The sequence below is a fragment of the Viridibacillus sp. FSL R5-0888 genome (genome assembly GCF_038009105.1).
In the GTDB taxonomy this organism is placed as follows: Bacteria; Bacillota; Bacilli; order Bacillales_A; family Planococcaceae; genus Viridibacillus; species Viridibacillus arenosi.
On the sequence record NZ_JBBPAU010000001.1, the window covers coordinates 3,099,319 to 3,115,789 of the forward strand.

19 protein-coding genes are annotated in these 16,471 nt (G+C 37.2%); all 19 read right to left on the reverse strand.

Annotated elements, in window-relative coordinates:
* Window positions 1-7: 7 nt before the first annotated feature.
* Entirely contained in the window at window positions 8-682 is a 675-nt protein-coding gene (locus MKY02_RS15450) for a zinc metallopeptidase (RefSeq protein WP_038191191.1), read from the reverse strand.
* Window positions 683-738: 56 nt separating this feature from the next.
* Window positions 739-1,341 carry a DUF1405 domain-containing protein gene (locus MKY02_RS15455; protein ID WP_038190633.1) on the reverse strand — a complete coding sequence of 201 codons (603 nt, stop codon included), beginning with the start codon at window positions 1,339-1,341 and terminating at the stop codon, window positions 739-741.
* 195 nt (window positions 1,342-1,536) lie between these two features.
* Complete coding sequence (locus tag MKY02_RS15460) at window positions 1,537-2,304, reverse strand: menaquinol-cytochrome c reductase cytochrome b/c subunit (protein ID WP_038190636.1); 768 nt, start codon at window positions 2,302-2,304, stop codon at window positions 1,537-1,539.
* Window positions 2,305-2,345: 41 nt separating this feature from the next.
* Window positions 2,346-3,020 (reverse strand): menaquinol-cytochrome c reductase cytochrome b subunit, encoded by a 675-nt coding sequence (gene qcrB, locus MKY02_RS15465; RefSeq protein WP_038190639.1) that lies wholly within the window; start codon window positions 3,018-3,020, stop codon window positions 2,346-2,348.
* Between the two features lie 21 nt (window positions 3,021-3,041).
* Window positions 3,042-3,545: a QcrA and Rieske domain-containing protein gene (locus MKY02_RS15470; protein ID WP_038190642.1), complete on the reverse strand. Its 504-nt coding sequence runs from the start codon at window positions 3,543-3,545 to the stop codon at window positions 3,042-3,044.
* Between the two features lie 155 nt (window positions 3,546-3,700).
* The gene (locus MKY02_RS15475; protein WP_038190647.1) at window positions 3,701-4,150 is read right to left on the reverse strand and encodes a YpiF family protein; all 450 of its coding nucleotides are present in this window, start codon (window positions 4,148-4,150) and stop codon (window positions 3,701-3,703) included.
* Window positions 4,151-4,198: 48 nt separating this feature from the next.
* Window positions 4,199-4,750, reverse strand: coding sequence for a ReoY family proteolytic degradation factor (locus MKY02_RS15480; protein WP_038190650.1), 552 nt, complete (start codon window positions 4,748-4,750; stop codon window positions 4,199-4,201).
* A 14-nt stretch (window positions 4,751-4,764) separates the two neighbouring features.
* A complete protein-coding gene (locus MKY02_RS15485) occupies window positions 4,765-6,000 on the reverse strand; it encodes a tetratricopeptide repeat protein (protein ID WP_038191192.1) in 1,236 nt (411 codons plus the stop codon).
* Between the two features lie 125 nt (window positions 6,001-6,125).
* Complete coding sequence (gene aroA / locus MKY02_RS15490) at window positions 6,126-7,418, reverse strand: 3-phosphoshikimate 1-carboxyvinyltransferase (protein WP_445329613.1); 1,293 nt, start codon at window positions 7,416-7,418, stop codon at window positions 6,126-6,128.
* Between the two features lie 16 nt (window positions 7,419-7,434).
* Window positions 7,435-8,535 carry a prephenate dehydrogenase gene (locus MKY02_RS15495; RefSeq protein ID WP_038190661.1) on the reverse strand — a complete coding sequence of 367 codons (1,101 nt, stop codon included), beginning with the start codon at window positions 8,533-8,535 and terminating at the stop codon, window positions 7,435-7,437.
* The gene (hisC, locus tag MKY02_RS15500) at window positions 8,532-9,632 is read right to left on the reverse strand and encodes a histidinol-phosphate transaminase (RefSeq protein WP_340711492.1); all 1,101 of its coding nucleotides are present in this window, start codon (window positions 9,630-9,632) and stop codon (window positions 8,532-8,534) included. Before hisC ends, MKY02_RS15495 begins: the two co-directional genes overlap by 4 nt.
* A gap of 29 nt (window positions 9,633-9,661) precedes the next feature.
* Window positions 9,662-10,024 (reverse strand): chorismate mutase, encoded by a 363-nt coding sequence (gene aroH / locus MKY02_RS15505; RefSeq protein WP_038190663.1) that lies wholly within the window; start codon window positions 10,022-10,024, stop codon window positions 9,662-9,664.
* A complete protein-coding gene (aroB, locus tag MKY02_RS15510) occupies window positions 10,021-11,112 on the reverse strand; it encodes a 3-dehydroquinate synthase (RefSeq protein ID WP_340711494.1) in 1,092 nt (363 codons plus the stop codon). Before aroB ends, aroH begins: the two co-directional genes overlap by 4 nt.
* Before the next feature lie 2 nt (window positions 11,113-11,114).
* Complete coding sequence (gene aroC / locus MKY02_RS15515) at window positions 11,115-12,296, reverse strand: chorismate synthase (protein ID WP_038190673.1); 1,182 nt, start codon at window positions 12,294-12,296, stop codon at window positions 11,115-11,117.
* Between the two features lie 190 nt (window positions 12,297-12,486).
* A complete protein-coding gene (locus tag MKY02_RS15520) occupies window positions 12,487-13,257 on the reverse strand; it encodes a CheR family methyltransferase (RefSeq protein WP_038190675.1) in 771 nt (256 codons plus the stop codon).
* 179 nt (window positions 13,258-13,436) lie between these two features.
* The gene (gene ndk / locus MKY02_RS15525; protein WP_038190677.1) at window positions 13,437-13,856 is read right to left on the reverse strand and encodes a nucleoside-diphosphate kinase; all 420 of its coding nucleotides are present in this window, start codon (window positions 13,854-13,856) and stop codon (window positions 13,437-13,439) included.
* A gap of 91 nt (window positions 13,857-13,947) precedes the next feature.
* On the reverse strand, window positions 13,948-14,922 hold the full coding sequence (gene hepT / locus MKY02_RS15530; RefSeq protein WP_038190681.1) for a heptaprenyl diphosphate synthase component II: 975 nt from the start codon (window positions 14,920-14,922) through the stop codon (window positions 13,948-13,950).
* A 20-nt stretch (window positions 14,923-14,942) separates the two neighbouring features.
* Window positions 14,943-15,647 carry a demethylmenaquinone methyltransferase gene (locus tag MKY02_RS15535; RefSeq protein WP_038190684.1) on the reverse strand — a complete coding sequence of 235 codons (705 nt, stop codon included), beginning with the start codon at window positions 15,645-15,647 and terminating at the stop codon, window positions 14,943-14,945.
* Window positions 15,648-15,652: 5 nt separating this feature from the next.
* Window positions 15,653-16,441 (reverse strand): heptaprenyl diphosphate synthase component 1, encoded by a 789-nt coding sequence (locus tag MKY02_RS15540; protein ID WP_340711496.1) that lies wholly within the window; start codon window positions 16,439-16,441, stop codon window positions 15,653-15,655.
* Window positions 16,442-16,471 lie beyond the last annotated feature (30 nt).

The following is a 16,471-nucleotide window of genomic DNA, read 5'->3' on the forward strand; positions in this document are numbered from 1 at the left end:
GTTAATTTTAGTCTTCGTTATTCATACCCGTATAAATTAACACTAGACGTAGTAATTCCATTACAGCTGTCGCAGCCGCTGCAACATAAGTTAATGCTGCTGCACTTAAAACTTTTCTTGCATATGGTTCTTCTTCGTTCCGAATAATACCATGTTCAACAATTTGATTCATCGCACGTTTTGAAGCATCAAATTCAACTGGTAATGTAACTAATTGGAATACAACTCCCGCTGCAAGTAATACGATCCCTACTAGTAACAAAGGTTGAATAGTTGCAATTAAACCAATCATAATGAAAATCCATGATGCATTTGAAGAAATATTTGCTACAGGAACTAATTTAGAGCGCAAAGTCAAAAATGAATACGCTTCTTTATGTTGAATTGCGTGTCCACATTCATGGGCAGCAACAGCAGTTCCTGCTACAGATGCTTCATGATAGTTATGAGTAGATAAAGCAACTGTTTTTGTTGCTGGATTATAGTGATCAGATAAAAAACCTTGTTGCTCTACTACGCGGACATTACTTAACCCGTTCTGATCTAAGATTAATCTTGCAACTTCTGCACCTGTCATTCCAGAAGTTGAACGAACTTGTGAGTACCGTTTGTACGTTCTTTTTACTTTCATTTGAGCGTAAATCGGTAACAGTAATAATACGATAAAATACACGATATACATCGCAGTTGACAAACTAACCATCCTCCTAATACTAGCTTACTATTATTTTAAAGTGTCTATGACCTTTGAGCAAATGAAAAGCTTTTTTTAGCTGTCCAAAATGCCAGTGATATACAACAAATTGACAACCAAAATGTGAAGTAACCTATAGTTTGAACATAATCCGACAACATATGATAAATTGGCATTTGGCCAAAAACATAATCAATGACATCATTATGCAAAGTCCAAATCGCCGCAACCCATACATGGATAAATGAGAAGCGGTAAGCAGGTAAATACAGAATCCCTTGAACAGCCATCATGAAATGAGAAAAGATTAACATCCATCCCATCCAGCCAATTGAACCGTCTTCAAAAAGTGCCCAAATGTTCATCACAACAGCCCACAGACCATACTTAACAAGCGTAATTAAAGCGAGTGCCTCGATTAATTTCCAATGTCGTCCAAGCAACCATCCGACAATTGCTATACTAAAAAAGAGGCTTGCAGTAGGACTATCTGGCACAAAAATAAGAAATATTGGTTTAGTCATTTCTAATTGCCAGCCATACCAATCATAGCCCCAAATTGTACCGACCACATTGATAATTAATAAAAGCCATAAAAACGAACGATGTGTTAGTATGACCCAACATTTCGAAACAATAGTAGGCATATTATAACTCCTTTTTCAATATGAAATATGTATTATTTAGTATTTACAAGTAAATTAGTATCATTCACTTGTATATAAATAGTATAAGTGATATTTGCGGTTATGCATATGATAATCATTTTAAATATACCTTATGACAATACAACTGAAAATTAAAAAAGAGCCAGTTACCTGACTCTTTTAATTGATTACGTATTATTCAGCTTTTAAGCTTTCAATAAACTCAGCAAGCTTTTGAAGATCTTCATCAGAACCCTTATATTGGCCTGGAGGCATACCACCAATACCATCATGAGCGATTTTAACAACTTCATCAGCAGTTAAGCCTGTGTTCATTAATGATGGACCTGCACCACCCTCAAGGTTTTCACCATGACAGTTAATACAAGATTGTCCAGCATAAACTTTATAGCCATCAGACTCTTTATCGAATTCGACTGTTTCAACAATCGCACCTTGTTTTGCAGCTGCTTTCCAGTCATGGTTAACTACTGATTCCCAAGTTAAGAAAATCATAGAAGCAATTGCTAATAACATAAACGCTACTGGAAGTGGGCGTTTCATTGGGCGACGTTCTGGACCTCTATCTAAGAATGGTGCTAATAATAGGGCTCCGAAAGCGATACCCGGTATTACCATAGCTCCGATAATGTTATATGGACCTGAAGCGTATTCATATTTTAATAATTGGTATAAGAATAAGAAATACCAGTCCGGTAAAGGTATATAACCTGTGTTTGTTGGATCAGCCTGCGCCTCAAGTGGAGACGGGTGAGCAACAGTCAAGATTAAATAACCAATTAGGAATACAGCACCAACCATCCATTCTTTTAGTAAAAAGTCTGGCCAGAATGGTTCTGTTTTTCCCGGATATTCGGAATAGTCTGGTGGAGTTTTAGTTCTGTTTGCCTTATAAGGCACACGAGAATCCCCTACGAATTTCATTCCTTTTCCGCGATGCATTGTGTCCCCTCCTTTAGTAATTCTTCAAGTTCATTAAAATTTTATAATGGACCTGAAATACCTTGTCTGCGAATCATTACAAAGTGTGCTGCAAGCAACCCAAGCAAAGCAGCTGGTAAGAAGAATACATGAATCGCAAAGAATCTTGTTAATGTTTGTGCTCCGAGGATAGTTGCATCTCCGGCAAGTAAAACTTTTATTGCTTGACCAATAAATGGTACAGATGCAGCAATTTCAATACCTACTTTTGTTGCGAATAATGCTTTCATATCCCAAGGAAGTAAGTAACCTGTAAAGCCAAGACCTAACATTACTGCGAAAATTAGAACCCCAACAATCCAGTTAAGTTCACGAGGTTTTTTGTATGAACCTGTGAAGAATACACGTAATGTATGTAGGAACATCATAACAATTACGAGTGAAGCTCCCCAGTGATGCATACCACGCACAATCTCACCGAATGCTACTTCATTTTGAAGGTAGTAAACAGATTTCCATGCATTTTCAATATCCGGAACATAGTACATTGTTAAAAACATACCTGAAAGGATTTGAATAACTGTAACGAAGAACGTTAAGCCCCCAAAACAATATACGAATGCAGAAAAATGATGTGCAGGGTTAACGTGCTCTGGCACTTCGTGGTCAGCTATATCGCGCCAAATTGGTGTGATATCTAAGCGTTCATCGACCCAATCATAGATTTTATTTAGCACTGATGTCGTACCCCCTTACATTTAAACTAAAGTATTTGGTCTTGTTTTTCCGATCATTAATAGACCGTCTTTTGCTTTTACTTCGAACTCATCTAACGGCCCAAGTGGTGGTGTACCTTTGATGTTCTCACCAGTTTTCTCATATCGGCCAGCGTGACAAGGGCAGAAGAATTGGTTTTTGTGTGCTGGGTCACCTTCCCAGTTTACAGTACATCCTAAATGCTTACATACAGGTGAAAGAGCGATAACTTTGTCGCCTTCTTTGTAAACCCACGCTGTACTTGTAACATCAGATTTGTACCAAGCGTCAACTTGTTCAAAAGTAAAGTCAACTTTAACAGGAGTTTCTGTTAATTCAGAGATTTTTTGCTTAGTTAATACGAAATCTCCGCCTTCTTTTTTCTGTAATACCGGGTCAACTGCAAAGCGAACCATTGGCATTAACATACCAGCAGCCATGAAGCCACCAACACCTGTTAGTGTGTAGTTTAGAAATTGACGTCTTGTTACACGATTGTTACTCATACTTTTCCCCCCTCTAACTTTAAAGGTAAGTCCAACGGACAAACTTATACAAAATAGTAATACTAGGACATATCTATGATATATCAATCAAAATGGAAGGTCAATAACGCATTCGACACTTTTGTCATGATTTGTGAACATTTCATGAAAGAAACTTACAGCTCAGACCATTTAGCTGATAGCATTGGTACTACTTGTCGAATCTGATCACTTAGTACTGACTGTTTTACTGATTGATCCATATCACCAAGTGGAATAGATGGTAGCCACAACACAGATAGCTCAGGCACTTCGCTTGTCCAACTATGATCTGAAGTCATATAAAAGATATATTTAAAACCAGCCAATTTTAATTCTTGGTCTATTGACTGAATATAATCCTTCTTTACCATGCTATTCGTATAGGTAAATGGTGGCATTACCATAACTCGTCCTTTAAATTGTTGTTCAACAAAAGCTGTTAACGACATTAAAAATTCTGCTGCTGATGCGCTTTGCTTCATTCCCGTTGACGATCCATCAATAACTGTTAGTGGCACGATTGCTGTGTCTATAAATTCCTTTTGCGCTGCGAATACTTCTACATCTTTGCCAATCCAAAACATTTTTATTTCCTCCCGAGAAAAAACTTCATCTAAAGGATGAAGTTTTTTCTATTCATTCACATTTTTTAAGACATTAAGTAATGCTGATAATTCATAAAACTTCTCTTTATCATTATTATCTAAGGCTTCATCGATTTGCTTTAAAATTGTTTCTTCCCTAAAAGACTTCATGCTATCGTTCAATATTTCCTCTGCTAACATGCGGTCCTTTTCACTAATGTGCAAATACTTTGGCATATGAGGGTTCTCTTCAAGAACCGCTAAGTATTCGCTACTTGGTGGTAATTTAGGGAAATTAAGTTGAATATACATTTCTTCTTCTGGGTGCATCCTCAAATCGTGGAATGATTTCTCAGCGTCTGCTGTCATAATATTTCCTTTATAAAATCGAAATGGAATACCAGATGATTCAGTCGTTGACATGACCATTGCTCGTGGACAATAATGTGCTTCCTCAACAAAATGTACATGCTCTAGCAATTCATCATGGCCAAGTAAATAATTTAAAATCCAGACACATTCACGTCGCTTTAACTGATAACGTTTTAAAAACCAATGAACGAAAACCTTTTTATCCATCACAGAAACGGAAGCGGTCATACCGATTCCCCCTCTCACTCGAAAGTTTGTAAGAGATCCAACCAAGTCGGCTCATCAGGCTGTAATGCTACTAATCGTTTTACGACTTCGTGAGCTTCCCCACGTTTGCCATCTTCGATTAAGAAATACGCGTACTTTTCTAAAAATGCTGGATCTTCCTTATGGTCATTATATGCCAAAGTATAAAATTCGTATGCACGATTATAATCTTCTAGGCGGTCATAAGATTGTGCCGCAAAAGCAGATAATGTAGACCAATCGAAGTCATCGTTACGTAATATTTCGATTAATTCAACAACCTCTTCATCACGTTCATCTTGCGCTAACAGTGAAACGAGCGTTAAAATGGCTTCCATATATTCTCCATCAAGAGCAACCGCTTCGCGTAAATATTGTTCAGCCTCTTTTGGTAAACTATTCTTCAAAGCCATCTTTCCGGCAAATAAATATAATTCTTTGTCATATTCATCACGTTTGATGCCTTCTTGAATTATTTCCAATGCTTTTTTATTTTCTTCTTGCATTGCATAACTCTCTGCTAATAATAAATAAGCTGCAAAATAATCTGGATCTACTTCTTTTAACTCTTCTAAATGTTTTATTGCAGTTTCATACATTTGGGTTTGGAACGCCGAATAAGCTGCTCCAAATAAAAGATCAGGTGCGACATGATAATCAAGGGCTTTCAAATAATATGTTAATGCTTCTTCAAACGCCGCACCCGTGCGATGAACTTCTGCAAGACGTTCAACTAATCTGATACCCGCAATCTCTTCTTGTTCCTCGTATAGCTCACCATAAAGACGTGCTGCTTCAGCTAAACGACCTAGCTCTAAAAGGAGCTCTGCCTTTGCAAAACGCAATAAAGGTTCAGTAGGTAGTAATTCTAATGCCTCGTTAATACGTTGTTCAGCGACCTCATATAGTCCTTGCATTTGATAATAATCCGCCAATGCTAATAAAACTTGAGGATATTCTGGTTCGTCTGGACGCACAGACATAAACATTTCTAATGCCTCGTCCTCATTTCCAATGTCCATTAGCAACACAGCACGGTCAATTTTTAATTGTGTTTCTTCAGGGAACAAAAATTGCAAATGCCCAAATAATTGATCTGCTTCAGTTAAAAAACCGTAATTTACTAACAGCTCAGCAATTTCATACTGTACATTTGGATCAGCCTGCATTTTAAGCTGTTCCATTAAATCTTGTATACCTTCTAAATTTCCTTGCTCAATTACTTCTATCATTTTGTTTTGAATATCCAAATGCTTCACCTATTCTCATTAATTTCAATCATTATGCTACATGACAAATTCTTTATGTACAAGGAAAAACCCTCCTATTTTGCGGAGAGTTTTCGCTTTTATTTTATTCAATTAATTACAGCTTGTACATCTTCAAAGAATGTTGGGTAAGAGACTGCAATACAATCAGCATCATCTAACTCTATTGCACCTTTAGTAATAAGTGCGGCAATTGCTCCCATCATGCCAATACGGTGATCTCCATATGTTCGAATAGTACTACCAGTTAAAGGTGTTGGTCCATTAATAATCATACCATCATCTGTCGCCACTATATCTGCGCCAAGCTTTTTCAATTCATCCACAACTGCTGTTATACGGTCTGTTTCTTTTACCTTCAGCTCTTCTGCATCTTTAATAACAGTTTGTCCATTAGCCTGTGTTGCTAATAATGCAAGAATCGGGATTTCATCGATAAGTCGAGGAATAACGTCGCCACCAATTGTCGTACCTTGCAATTCAGAAGTCGAAACAGTGATAGTTCCAGTTGGTTCAGAAGATGATTCATCATCGATTTCAATCGACATATTGGCATTCATTTCTTGCAATACTTCAATAATACCTGTGCGTGTATGATTTAAACCAACGTTCTCTAACGTTATTTCACTATTTTTAGCAATCGTTCCCGCAACAAGGAAAAACGCTGCAGAAGAAATATCGCCAGGTACTGCGACATGAGTAGCAGTCAATTGTTGACCACCTTTTAGTGACACAATGCCATCTTCATTAGTAATTTCTGCACCAAATTGACGAAGCATACGCTCTGTATGGTCACGTGAAACTTCCTTCTCGCGAATAACTGTCGTTCCTTCTGCATTAATACCAGCTAATAAAATCGCTGACTTCACTTGTGCACTTGCCACTGGCATTGTATAGTCTATTGCCTGTAGCTTCGTACCTTGAATTGCAAGAGGCGTAAATTGACCATCCATACGCCCTGTTATTTTAGCACCCATTTCTCGTAATGGATTTATAACACGTTTCATCGGACGCTTAGCAATGGACTCGTCGCCATTTAAAACTGTATGGACATTAGAGCCCGCCAGTAAACCGAGCATTAAGCGGGTTGTTGTACCAGAATTTCCGGTATATAAAATATCAGTTGGTTCCTGCCAAGTAGCCATGCCATTACTCTCGATTACGACATTTGTACCATCAAGTTCAATCTGTACACCTAATTTACGGAAACAAGCAATTGTATTTAAACAATCATCACCAAGTAAAAAACCACTTACCGTCGTGCGCCCTTTCGCAATTCCGCCGAACATAATAGAACGATGAGATACTGACTTATCACCTGGAACCGTTATTTTCCCACGTAATGTTGGCTTATTGTAATCTAAAGATTTACTCTTCACCATTCTATTCACCTACCCTTTATGAAATATAAATTTCGTATGGACTGCGCTTTTGTATACAAGCAGCAGCACGTTCACGATCTTCTGCATTTTGGAAACTAACAACTAAAATACCGAAGACATCTTCTCGCGTTTCCACGATACGAATATTCGTAATACTTATTTGTTCCTCAGCTAGATAAGCTGTAATTTCAGCAATACTACCAGGATAATCAGGTACATCTACATATAAATCATAGGTCATGTACATTGCACCTTGTGAACTAATCGGTAACTCATCACGCACCGATTTAGCTTTTGCAAAATAATCCTCAATCTGAGTTGCCTCTCCCGTAATCAGAAGGTCCTCTACACGTTTCATTTCAGCTTGCCACTCAGCCAATTGCCCTGCAATTTGTTGACGATTTTGCATCGTTATATCGCGCCATAGAATAGGATTAGAAGACGCAATTCGTGTCAAATCTCGAAAGCCCCCTGCTGCTAACATTTTTGTTATAGGGTTATCAGCTCCCTCAGCATGTAATTGATGAACTAAAGAAGCTGCCACTATGTGTGGAAAATGACTTACTACGGACGTCATATGATCATGTTCAGAAGCTGAAACACGCATTAATTTAGCGCTAGTATATTGCAGTAAATTCTGCAGTATATTAATCTTTTCTTCGTCCTCACCTTCTAAAGGTGTGAGCATATAATACGCATTTTCAAATAGATATGGCTTGGCCGCTAATACACCACTTTTATGGGACCCTGCCATAGGGTGGCCTCCGATAAATGTAATGCCGTTTTCGCGAAGCTCAAATGCTTTTTCCATAATTAATGACTTTGTACTACCTGTATCTGTCACAATTGTAGCAGTTGGAAGTTCCCAAGATTTAAGAGACTCCATCCATTCTAGCGTAGCATTTACAGGTGTTGCAAAAATAATAATATCTACTTTTTTTGCTGTTTCTTCAGGATTTTTCGTAACATCTTGGACGACGCCAAGTACTTTTGCACTTTGTAATGTGTCTGAATTGGCATCAAAGCCAATCACTCGGACATTCGGTGATTTTTGTAGAGCTAATGCTATCGATCCACCTATTAGGCCAAGCCCTACAACAAGAACAGTTTGTTTCATGAAAAAACTCCTTGCTCCTGTAATACTACTTCTAATTGTGTTAAGAAACCCTCATTTTGAGCTTGTGTACCAATTGTCACACGAATATAACCTGGTGTACCTAGTGCATTACCACTACGGATAATGAAACCCCGTTTCATCAATTCTTGGAAAACAACATCACTGTCAACTTTCACTTCCATTAGAATGAAATTCGTATCAGTTGTAAAAAAATGTAAATTATTTTTTTCGCAAAATTCTTCGATTTGTTTTTTACCTTTATTGTTTTCATCGCGACATTTTTCGATATATGCATCATCTTCTAATGCGACTTGTGCGATCGCTTGGCTTAAAACTGTGTTATTAAAAGGACCACGAACTGGATCCAATTTTGCAATTAATTCTTTATTGGCAATACCATATCCTACGCGGAAAGCAGCAAGACCATATGCTTTAGAGAACGTTCTTAAAATAATGACATTTGGATAGTCTTGAATATAAGGGATTGTATCTTTATGTCTAGCGTTTGTAACATATTCAAAATACGCTTCATCTAACACAACCAATACATCAGACGGAACTTTCTTCAGGAATGCTTGTAATGGTGCATCTTCTACCACTACACCTGTTGGATTATTCGGGCTACATACCCACACAACAGCTGTATTGTCATCAATTGCTTCAAGCATTGCATCTAAATCATGATTACCATCTACTAAAGGTACTTCACGAATTTCAGCACCTTCGATTTTTGCGTTAAGGCCGTATTGAGAAAATGTTGGTTTTGCCATAACAGTATTAACACCTGGATATAATAATGCACGTGTAATAATACTGATTAATTCGTCAGAACCGTTACCAAAAATTAATTCATTTTCTTCTACGCCTAGTTTAGTAGCCACCGCTGCACGTAAGTTCGTTGCATAACCATCAGGATACAACGCGAAGTTAAATGATTCATTTGCTAAAAATTCACGTACTTTTGGTGAGCTACCAAATGGATTTTCATTTGATGCTAATTTAACAATTTCATCTAAGCCAAATTCTTTTTTCACTGCATCTATTGATTTTCCAGGTTGATATGCTTTCATACCTGTGATTTGTTCTTTCCATTTCATCGAACGTTCGCCTCTTCCTTAGTAGTTGATTACTTTGCTAAATCGGGTCTTAATTTAACTGCGTCATTTAAATAAATGTGACGAATCGCTTGCTGACTAATTTCCGTATTCACGTGCAAAAGTACTCGAATACATAATGGCAACGCATCAGGAACATTCATCTCGTGCATACACATAACCGGCACATAACTCCAGCCTTCCATAGTACGTACTGCTTTTGCCGGGAATGCTGAAACTATATCAGGTGTCGTAGAAATGACAACTGATGCAACATCGTCTGCAACAATATTATTAGCTTTTACGATTTCTTCTATTAATTTCTCTGTCTCTGCTAAAACGATTGCCGCCTGATCAGACTGCACCGTTATGGCTCCACGTACTCCTCGAATCACGCGAGCACCTCCTTTATTAACACACGAAGAAGACCATCAATTTCTTGACATTCTTCTATTGATATTTGTTGAACAAACGGCTCACCAATTTTCTTTAATAAAACAAATTGTAAGATGCCATATTCTGCTTTTTTATCTTTCATTAAATAGTCTAGTAGTTGTTCAAATGTAAACTGATTAACTGCATCAAATGAGTAGCCGTTACGTATTGCAAATTCGATGAAGGAGCGAGTAACCGTTGCAGGTATTGTACCGTATCGCTCACTTAAAATAAGTGCATAGACCATCCCGATCATAACTGCCTCACCATGTGCTAATTTACCAAAACCTGAGGCTGCCTCAATAGCATGGCCATATGTATGACCAAAGTTTAAAAACTTTCGAACAGAATGTTCTTCCTCATCTACTGCAACAATACCAGCTTTAACACGAATACCTTGCTCAAGGTGCATAGCAAGGTCAGCTTGACTGAAATCCAAAATAGAGTTTGTAGCCATTAATTCCGCTAACCACTTTTCATCTGAAATAAGTGCATGCTTAATCACTTCTGCCATCCCAGAACGCACTTCTTTTTCTGGTAAAGTTTTTAAATATGAAATATCATATAAAACTCCTTGGGGCTGATAAAATGCCCCAATCATATTCTTCCCTAGAGGATGATTAATAGCTGTTTTACCACCAACTGCACTATCATGCGCTAATATCGTCGTAGGAATTTGAATAAATGGAATACCACGCATAAATGTGGATGCAACAAACCCCGTTAAGTCACCAACTGCTCCTCCGCCAAATGCGAAAACAAATGTTTTTCGGGTGCATTTTTGTTCTAATAAAAATGATTGTGCTGCAAAGAAGCTTTCAAATGTTTTACAATCTTCTCCCGCTGCTAATATATTCACTTTAAATGGGTATGGAAATTCCGCTGTAAAGCGTTCACTATGTAATTTCCATACATTTTCATCTGTAAAGACAATAATTTTATCAGCCTTAGAGAGTTGTTGATCAAATGATTTAACTGCTTCAGTTAGACTATTTGCACTTATTTGTACTTCATACGCATGGGATTTCGCTTTAACTGGAATATTCATTGTTAAAACTCCTTCGTATATTGTTTATGCGCTGCAAGCTGTTCCTTTAGCTGTGGTAATTGATCACTATGGAAATGCTCCATTACTGCATTTGCTATTTCCCAGGCAATAACATGCTCTGCTACAACAGAAGCCGCAGGAACTGCACAACTATCAGAGCGCTCAACACTTGCTTTAAATGGTTCTTTTGTTTCAATATCAACACTTTGTAACGGTTTATACAAAGTAGGAATTGGCTTCATAACTCCACGGACAACAATTGGCATACCTGTTGTCATACCACCTTCTAAACCGCCTAGACGATTTGAACTTCTAGTGTAACCGTCTTCCTCAGACCAAATAATCTCATCATGCACTTCGCTACCTTTGCGATGAGCCATTTCAAAGCCTAGACCGAACTCTACCCCTTTAAATGCATTAATACTTAACATAGCAGCTGCTAGTTTTGCATCTAATTTACGATCATAATGTACGTATGAACCGATACCAGCAGGTAAACCTTCTACGATTACCTCTACAACTCCACCAATTGAATCACCCGCTTTTTTAGCCTCATCAATTGCTTCAACCATTTTTAGAGATGCTTCTGCATCTGCACAATAGCATGCGTCTTCTTCGATTATTGCGCGGATTTCAGCGACCGATTTTCCAGCAGTAGATTCAGGATTTGCAATAATTCCACCAATTTCAGTAACATGAGAAACAATTGAAATTCCTAACTCTGCTAAAAGGGCTTTTGCTACAGCACCAACCGCTACTCGAACGGTTGTTTCACGAGCCGAAGAACGCTCTAATACATTTCGTAAATCACGATGACCATATTTCATACCACCAACTAGATCAGCATGTCCAGGGCGAGGGCGAGAAATTTGACGTTTAATTTCTTCAGGATTAACATCCTCTGCTAATGGTTCTGCACCCATGATTTTCGTCCAGTGTTTCCAATCATCATTTGTAACAACTAGCGCTACTGGAGAGCCTAAAGTACTGCCATGGCGGACGCCTGATAAGATTTCAACTGTATCCGTTTCAATCTGCATACGGCGACCTCTACCGTGCCCACCTTGACGTCTTTTTAATTCTTTATTTATTAACTCTGCCGTAATTGGCAATAGAGATGGTAACCCTTCAATGATTGTTGTTAATTGCGGTCCGTGTGACTCTCCTGCTGTTAAATATCGCATAACACTTTCTCCCTTCAACTCGCTAAAGTATATGTTTTTCACTATAACATATTTTAATCAAAAAAACAGTGAATAAACTGAACTTTTGCAAACTCTTATTAATTTGGATTTTCTACCTATTTTAGAAAAAATCGCCTTTCGCATTCATTGCGAAAAGCGTCCTTTCGTTAACCTATATATATAAACACATTTACAGCTTTCTATAAAAAAACGTATCCTCAATATCTAATTGATATCTAGAAGGATTAAAAATTTGTTCTGTTGAACCTACAAATAATACGCCACCTGAACGAAGTGACTTACTAAAGTTATCGTAAATTTGATCCTTTGCTTCTTCAGTGAAATATATCATCACATTACGGCAAACAATTAAATCATAGTTTTGATCATATGTATCTTTTAATAGGTTATGCTTTTTAAATGTGACTGTTTTTTTTATTTCGTTTTTAACCTTATAAAAAGAGCCATCATTATCAAAATACTTCTCTTTGATATCATTTGGTACTTCTGCTAAAGAGCGTTCAGGATAAACACCCGCTTTTGCTTTTGCAATGGCATTTTCGTCTAAATCTGTTGCTGTAATAGAGATTTGGGATAATGGCACATGATTTGATAACGTCATCGCTAAAGAATATGGTTCTTCACCTGTAGAACAAGCGGCACTCCAAATTTTTAATTTCTTATTTTGCTGTAATAGACGAGGGAATATTTTGTTTTGAAGAACTTCCCATCTCTTGCCGTTACGATAAAATTCGGAAACATTAATAGTCATACGATCCAAAAATTCATCTAATAGTGCACGATCTTTGTCTAAAGCATTATAAAAATCGATGAAGCTTTTATAGCCTTTTTTTTCATACAAAGATGTTAAACGCCTTTTCATTTGAGCCTCTTTGTATAAAGCTAGGTCAATACTTGTTTTTCTCTTAATACTTTCTACAAATTGTTCGTAATCCGTCATAAGCTTATCTTCCCTCTCCTTCAACCTAATTCTATTATAATGGATATAAGTCATTACTTAAATAGTAGAAATGCAGACTTGTTTGACAATTTAAACAAATCTATTCGAATTTTTAAACTTATAAAATAACAGAGAAAAAAAGCTGTCCGCAAAATTGCGAACAGCTTTGAAAATATGAATTATACTAATTCGTTTTCGTTGAAGAATAAACCGATTTCACGTTCAGCTGCAGCTAAAGAATCTGAACCGTGAATAACATTGTGAGAAACAGTAGTAGAGTAATCTCCACGAATTGTTCCTGGAGCTGATTCAGCAGGGTTTGTAGCGCCCATCATTAAACGTGCTACAGAGATTACGTTTTCGCCTTCCCATACCATTGCGAATACAGGACCAGAAGTGATGAATTCTACTAATTCACCGAAGAATGGACGTTCAGCATGTTCTGCGTAGTGTTTTTTTGCAAGCTCTTCAGTAATTTGCATTAATTTAGCGCCTTTAAGTTCGAAACCTTTACGTTCGAAACGATCTACGATTTCACCTACTAATTGACGTTTAACGCCATCAGGTTTAACCATTAGAAATGTTTTTTGAATAGCCATTGTTAAAATACAACTCCTTAAGAAATGTTTACAGGTTTTATACCCACCGTAAAATATTATCATTGTCCGACAGATAGTTCAACATATAGTATTAAAATTTGCGCTTACCCATATATAATGCGATATCACGCAAGGATTTTTTGATCGAATTTTGCGGAAGAGCTTCAACTTCACGTAATGCTTTTTGCAAATATGTGTCGCTTATCTTTTTCGCCTTCTTAATTGCTTCTGATTCACGAATCTTCCCCAAAAACTCTTGTCTTTCATCTTCGGTCATTGTACCAGCCAATGCTTTTTCAATGAGAGGACGCATAGTAGGGTCATCTTTCACTAACAAAACGGGCAAAGTAATATTACCTTGTAGTAAATCACTTCCTGCCGGCTTACCGAGTTGTTTGTCTGTTGATGTCAAATCAAGAATATCGTCGATAATCTGGAAAGACATGCCGACAAAATAACCGAATCTCTTTAAATGGCTTGCAACGCGTTCGTCTGCGCCCGCAACAACAGCACCTAGATGGCAACTAGATGCTATAAGTAATGCGGTTTTACGTTTAATCCTTCTAAAATAGTCACGCATATTTTGATCGAGTTGCATTTTATCTTCGATTTGGATAACCTCTCCAACACAAATTTCTACCATCGTTTCTGATAAAATTTGATGCGCTTTCGGATTATCGATATCAGTAATATATTGCAGTGCTCGTGCAAAAATAAAGTCGCCAGTGTACATTGCCACTCTGTTATTCCATTGAGATTTAACTGTAGGTCTTCCTCTTCTCATTTCCGAATCATCAATAACATCATCATGAACGAGTGAAGCCATATGAATTAACTCCAATGATACTGCTACTTTTTTTATCATTTCAATATCATACTGACCAAATTTAGCAGCAAGTAAAACGAAAACGGGACGAATTCTTTTCCCTCCAGCTTTTAACAAGTGAAGAGAAGCATCATTCAAGAAGTGAGAAGACGAATTCAACGCTGTTTCTAATTCTTTTTCGATGATTTCTATATCTGATTTCAAATCAGAATAGAGTAGTTTTAACTTCATCTTTTCCACGTGAATAAACCTTCTCCCACCTAGTTTTCTTTTTTGAAGCCCATATGCATAGCAGCAGCTCCGCCACTATATGCTTTATATTTCACATTTTCGAATCCTACTTGCTCGAACATTTTCTTCAATTGTTTCATACCTGGGAATTCATCCGCAGATTCTTGTAACCATGAATATTCTTTATAACTTTTAGCAAATAGCTTACCAAAAATCGGCATAATGTATTTGAAGTATAATCTAAATAATTGACGGTAACCAGGAATTTCTGATTGTGATGTTTCTAAACAAACTGCCATACCACCAGGCTTTAATACTCGATTTATCTCACTCAACACTTGCATATAATCCGGTACATTTCGAAGCCCAAAACCAATTGTTACATAATCAAATGAATTATCTGGGAAAGGTAATTCCATGGCATTCCCTTGCAAAAGATTGATTTGAGGATAAGATTTTGTTTTCTCAATGCCCACATTTAACATGTTTTGACTAAAATCCAGACCTGTTGCTTGTCCAGTTTCGCCAACAGCTTCTGCCATAGTAATCGTCCAGTCTGCCGTGCCACAGCAAACGTCTAAAGCTTTTGAGCCTGGTTTCACTTGCATACGATTCATCGTATCTTTGCGCCATTTTTTGTGTAATTGAAAGCTAATGACAGAGTTCATTTTGTCGTAGCTATCAGAGATATTCTCAAACACTTCATGTACGCGTTCTTCTTTAGATTGCGACACTGTTTTCAACCTTCTCTCGTCGTTTGATGTTCACATGCAATTCTTGGCATGCGATTTACAATGAGCGTTTTCACTTCATCTTGAAGAAATGGAGAAGTTGAAATACTTCGAGTAAATGTAGATGAAAGCTCTGATACTAACTCTTCTAAAATTCGCTCTGCTGATCTCTTCGTAGAAGTAAACTGCTCACTTTTCTCAATGGCTGCCACTATGCGAGTCTTCATATGTGTTTCTTGTAAGTTACGCAATTCATAAGATAGTCTATTTAATAATAAGCCTTGCTGCATTAGTGGTATATATTGGTCAAAATAATAATGCTTCATAAATTGTTCAATAGACTTCGATTCGATGACAGTTAATGCATGCAACCAATCTGTTATAGGTCGAATAGTTGGTTCATAGATAGCTGTCTTCTTTTCACTAATGTCAACGATACCATCCGATAATGAGCGAATCAAAGCGATATTAGGTATTTTAGACAATAGTTGATAATATATGCCACTATAAAAATCTCCTGCCAAAACCGTTAATTGTTGATCCTTCGATGTAGCGTCTACTTCATCGATTTGGTCATGAGCATGAAGTGCAGTGTAGATAATACCAATTGTTGTAGATACTTCATCTTGCTCATTAGTCCATATTTCACCATTCAAAAATGGCAACAATAGATAAAACAATGTCTCATTTTCAACGATTGGCTGACCTGTATATTTGAGGAGCGTTCTATGATGCAATTGCATTAAAATATTGTTTTGTAGTTCTTGTATTTTGTTATCAATGATAGTTGCATTCATAAACTTTTCTCCATTTCAGTTCATTTCCTG

Excerpts from the sequence above, each read along its gene's own strand:
- MKY02_RS15450 (WP_038191191.1), bottom strand. The coding sequence starts at position 682 with ATGTATATCGTGTATTTTATCGTATTATTACTGTTACCGATTTACGCT.
- MKY02_RS15455 (WP_038190633.1), bottom strand. The coding sequence starts at position 1,341 with ATGCCTACTATTGTTTCGAAATGTTGGGTCATACTAACACATCGTTCG.
- MKY02_RS15460 (WP_038190636.1), bottom strand. The coding sequence starts at position 2,304 with ATGCATCGCGGAAAAGGAATGAAATTCGTAGGGGATTCTCGTGTGCCT.
- MKY02_RS15470 (WP_038190642.1), bottom strand. The coding sequence starts at position 3,545 with ATGAGTAACAATCGTGTAACAAGACGTCAATTTCTAAACTACACACTA.
- MKY02_RS15475 (WP_038190647.1), bottom strand. The coding sequence starts at position 4,150 with ATGTTTTGGATTGGCAAAGATGTAGAAGTATTCGCAGCGCAAAAGGAA.
- MKY02_RS15480 (WP_038190650.1), bottom strand. The coding sequence starts at position 4,750 with ATGACCGCTTCCGTTTCTGTGATGGATAAAAAGGTTTTCGTTCATTGG.
- MKY02_RS15485 (WP_038191192.1), bottom strand. The coding sequence starts at position 6,000 with ATGATAGAAGTAATTGAGCAAGGAAATTTAGAAGGTATACAAGATTTA.
- aroA (WP_445329613.1), bottom strand. The coding sequence starts at position 7,418 with ATGGTGAAGAGTAAATCTTTAGATTACAATAAGCCAACATTACGTGGG.
- MKY02_RS15495 (WP_038190661.1), bottom strand. The coding sequence starts at position 8,535 with ATGAAACAAACTGTTCTTGTTGTAGGGCTTGGCCTAATAGGTGGATCG.
- hisC (WP_340711492.1), bottom strand. The coding sequence starts at position 9,632 with ATGAAATGGAAAGAACAAATCACAGGTATGAAAGCATATCAACCTGGA.
- aroB (WP_340711494.1), bottom strand. The coding sequence starts at position 11,112 with ATGAATATTCCAGTTAAAGCGAAATCCCATGCGTATGAAGTACAAATA.
- aroC (WP_038190673.1), bottom strand. The coding sequence starts at position 12,296 with ATGCGATATTTAACAGCAGGAGAGTCACACGGACCGCAATTAACAACA.
- MKY02_RS15520 (WP_038190675.1), bottom strand. The coding sequence starts at position 13,257 with ATGACGGATTACGAACAATTTGTAGAAAGTATTAAGAGAAAAACAAGT.
- ndk (WP_038190677.1), bottom strand. The coding sequence starts at position 13,856 with ATGGCTATTCAAAAAACATTTCTAATGGTTAAACCTGATGGCGTTAAA.
- MKY02_RS15540 (WP_340711496.1), bottom strand. The coding sequence starts at position 16,441 with ATGAATGCAACTATCATTGATAACAAAATACAAGAACTACAAAACAAT.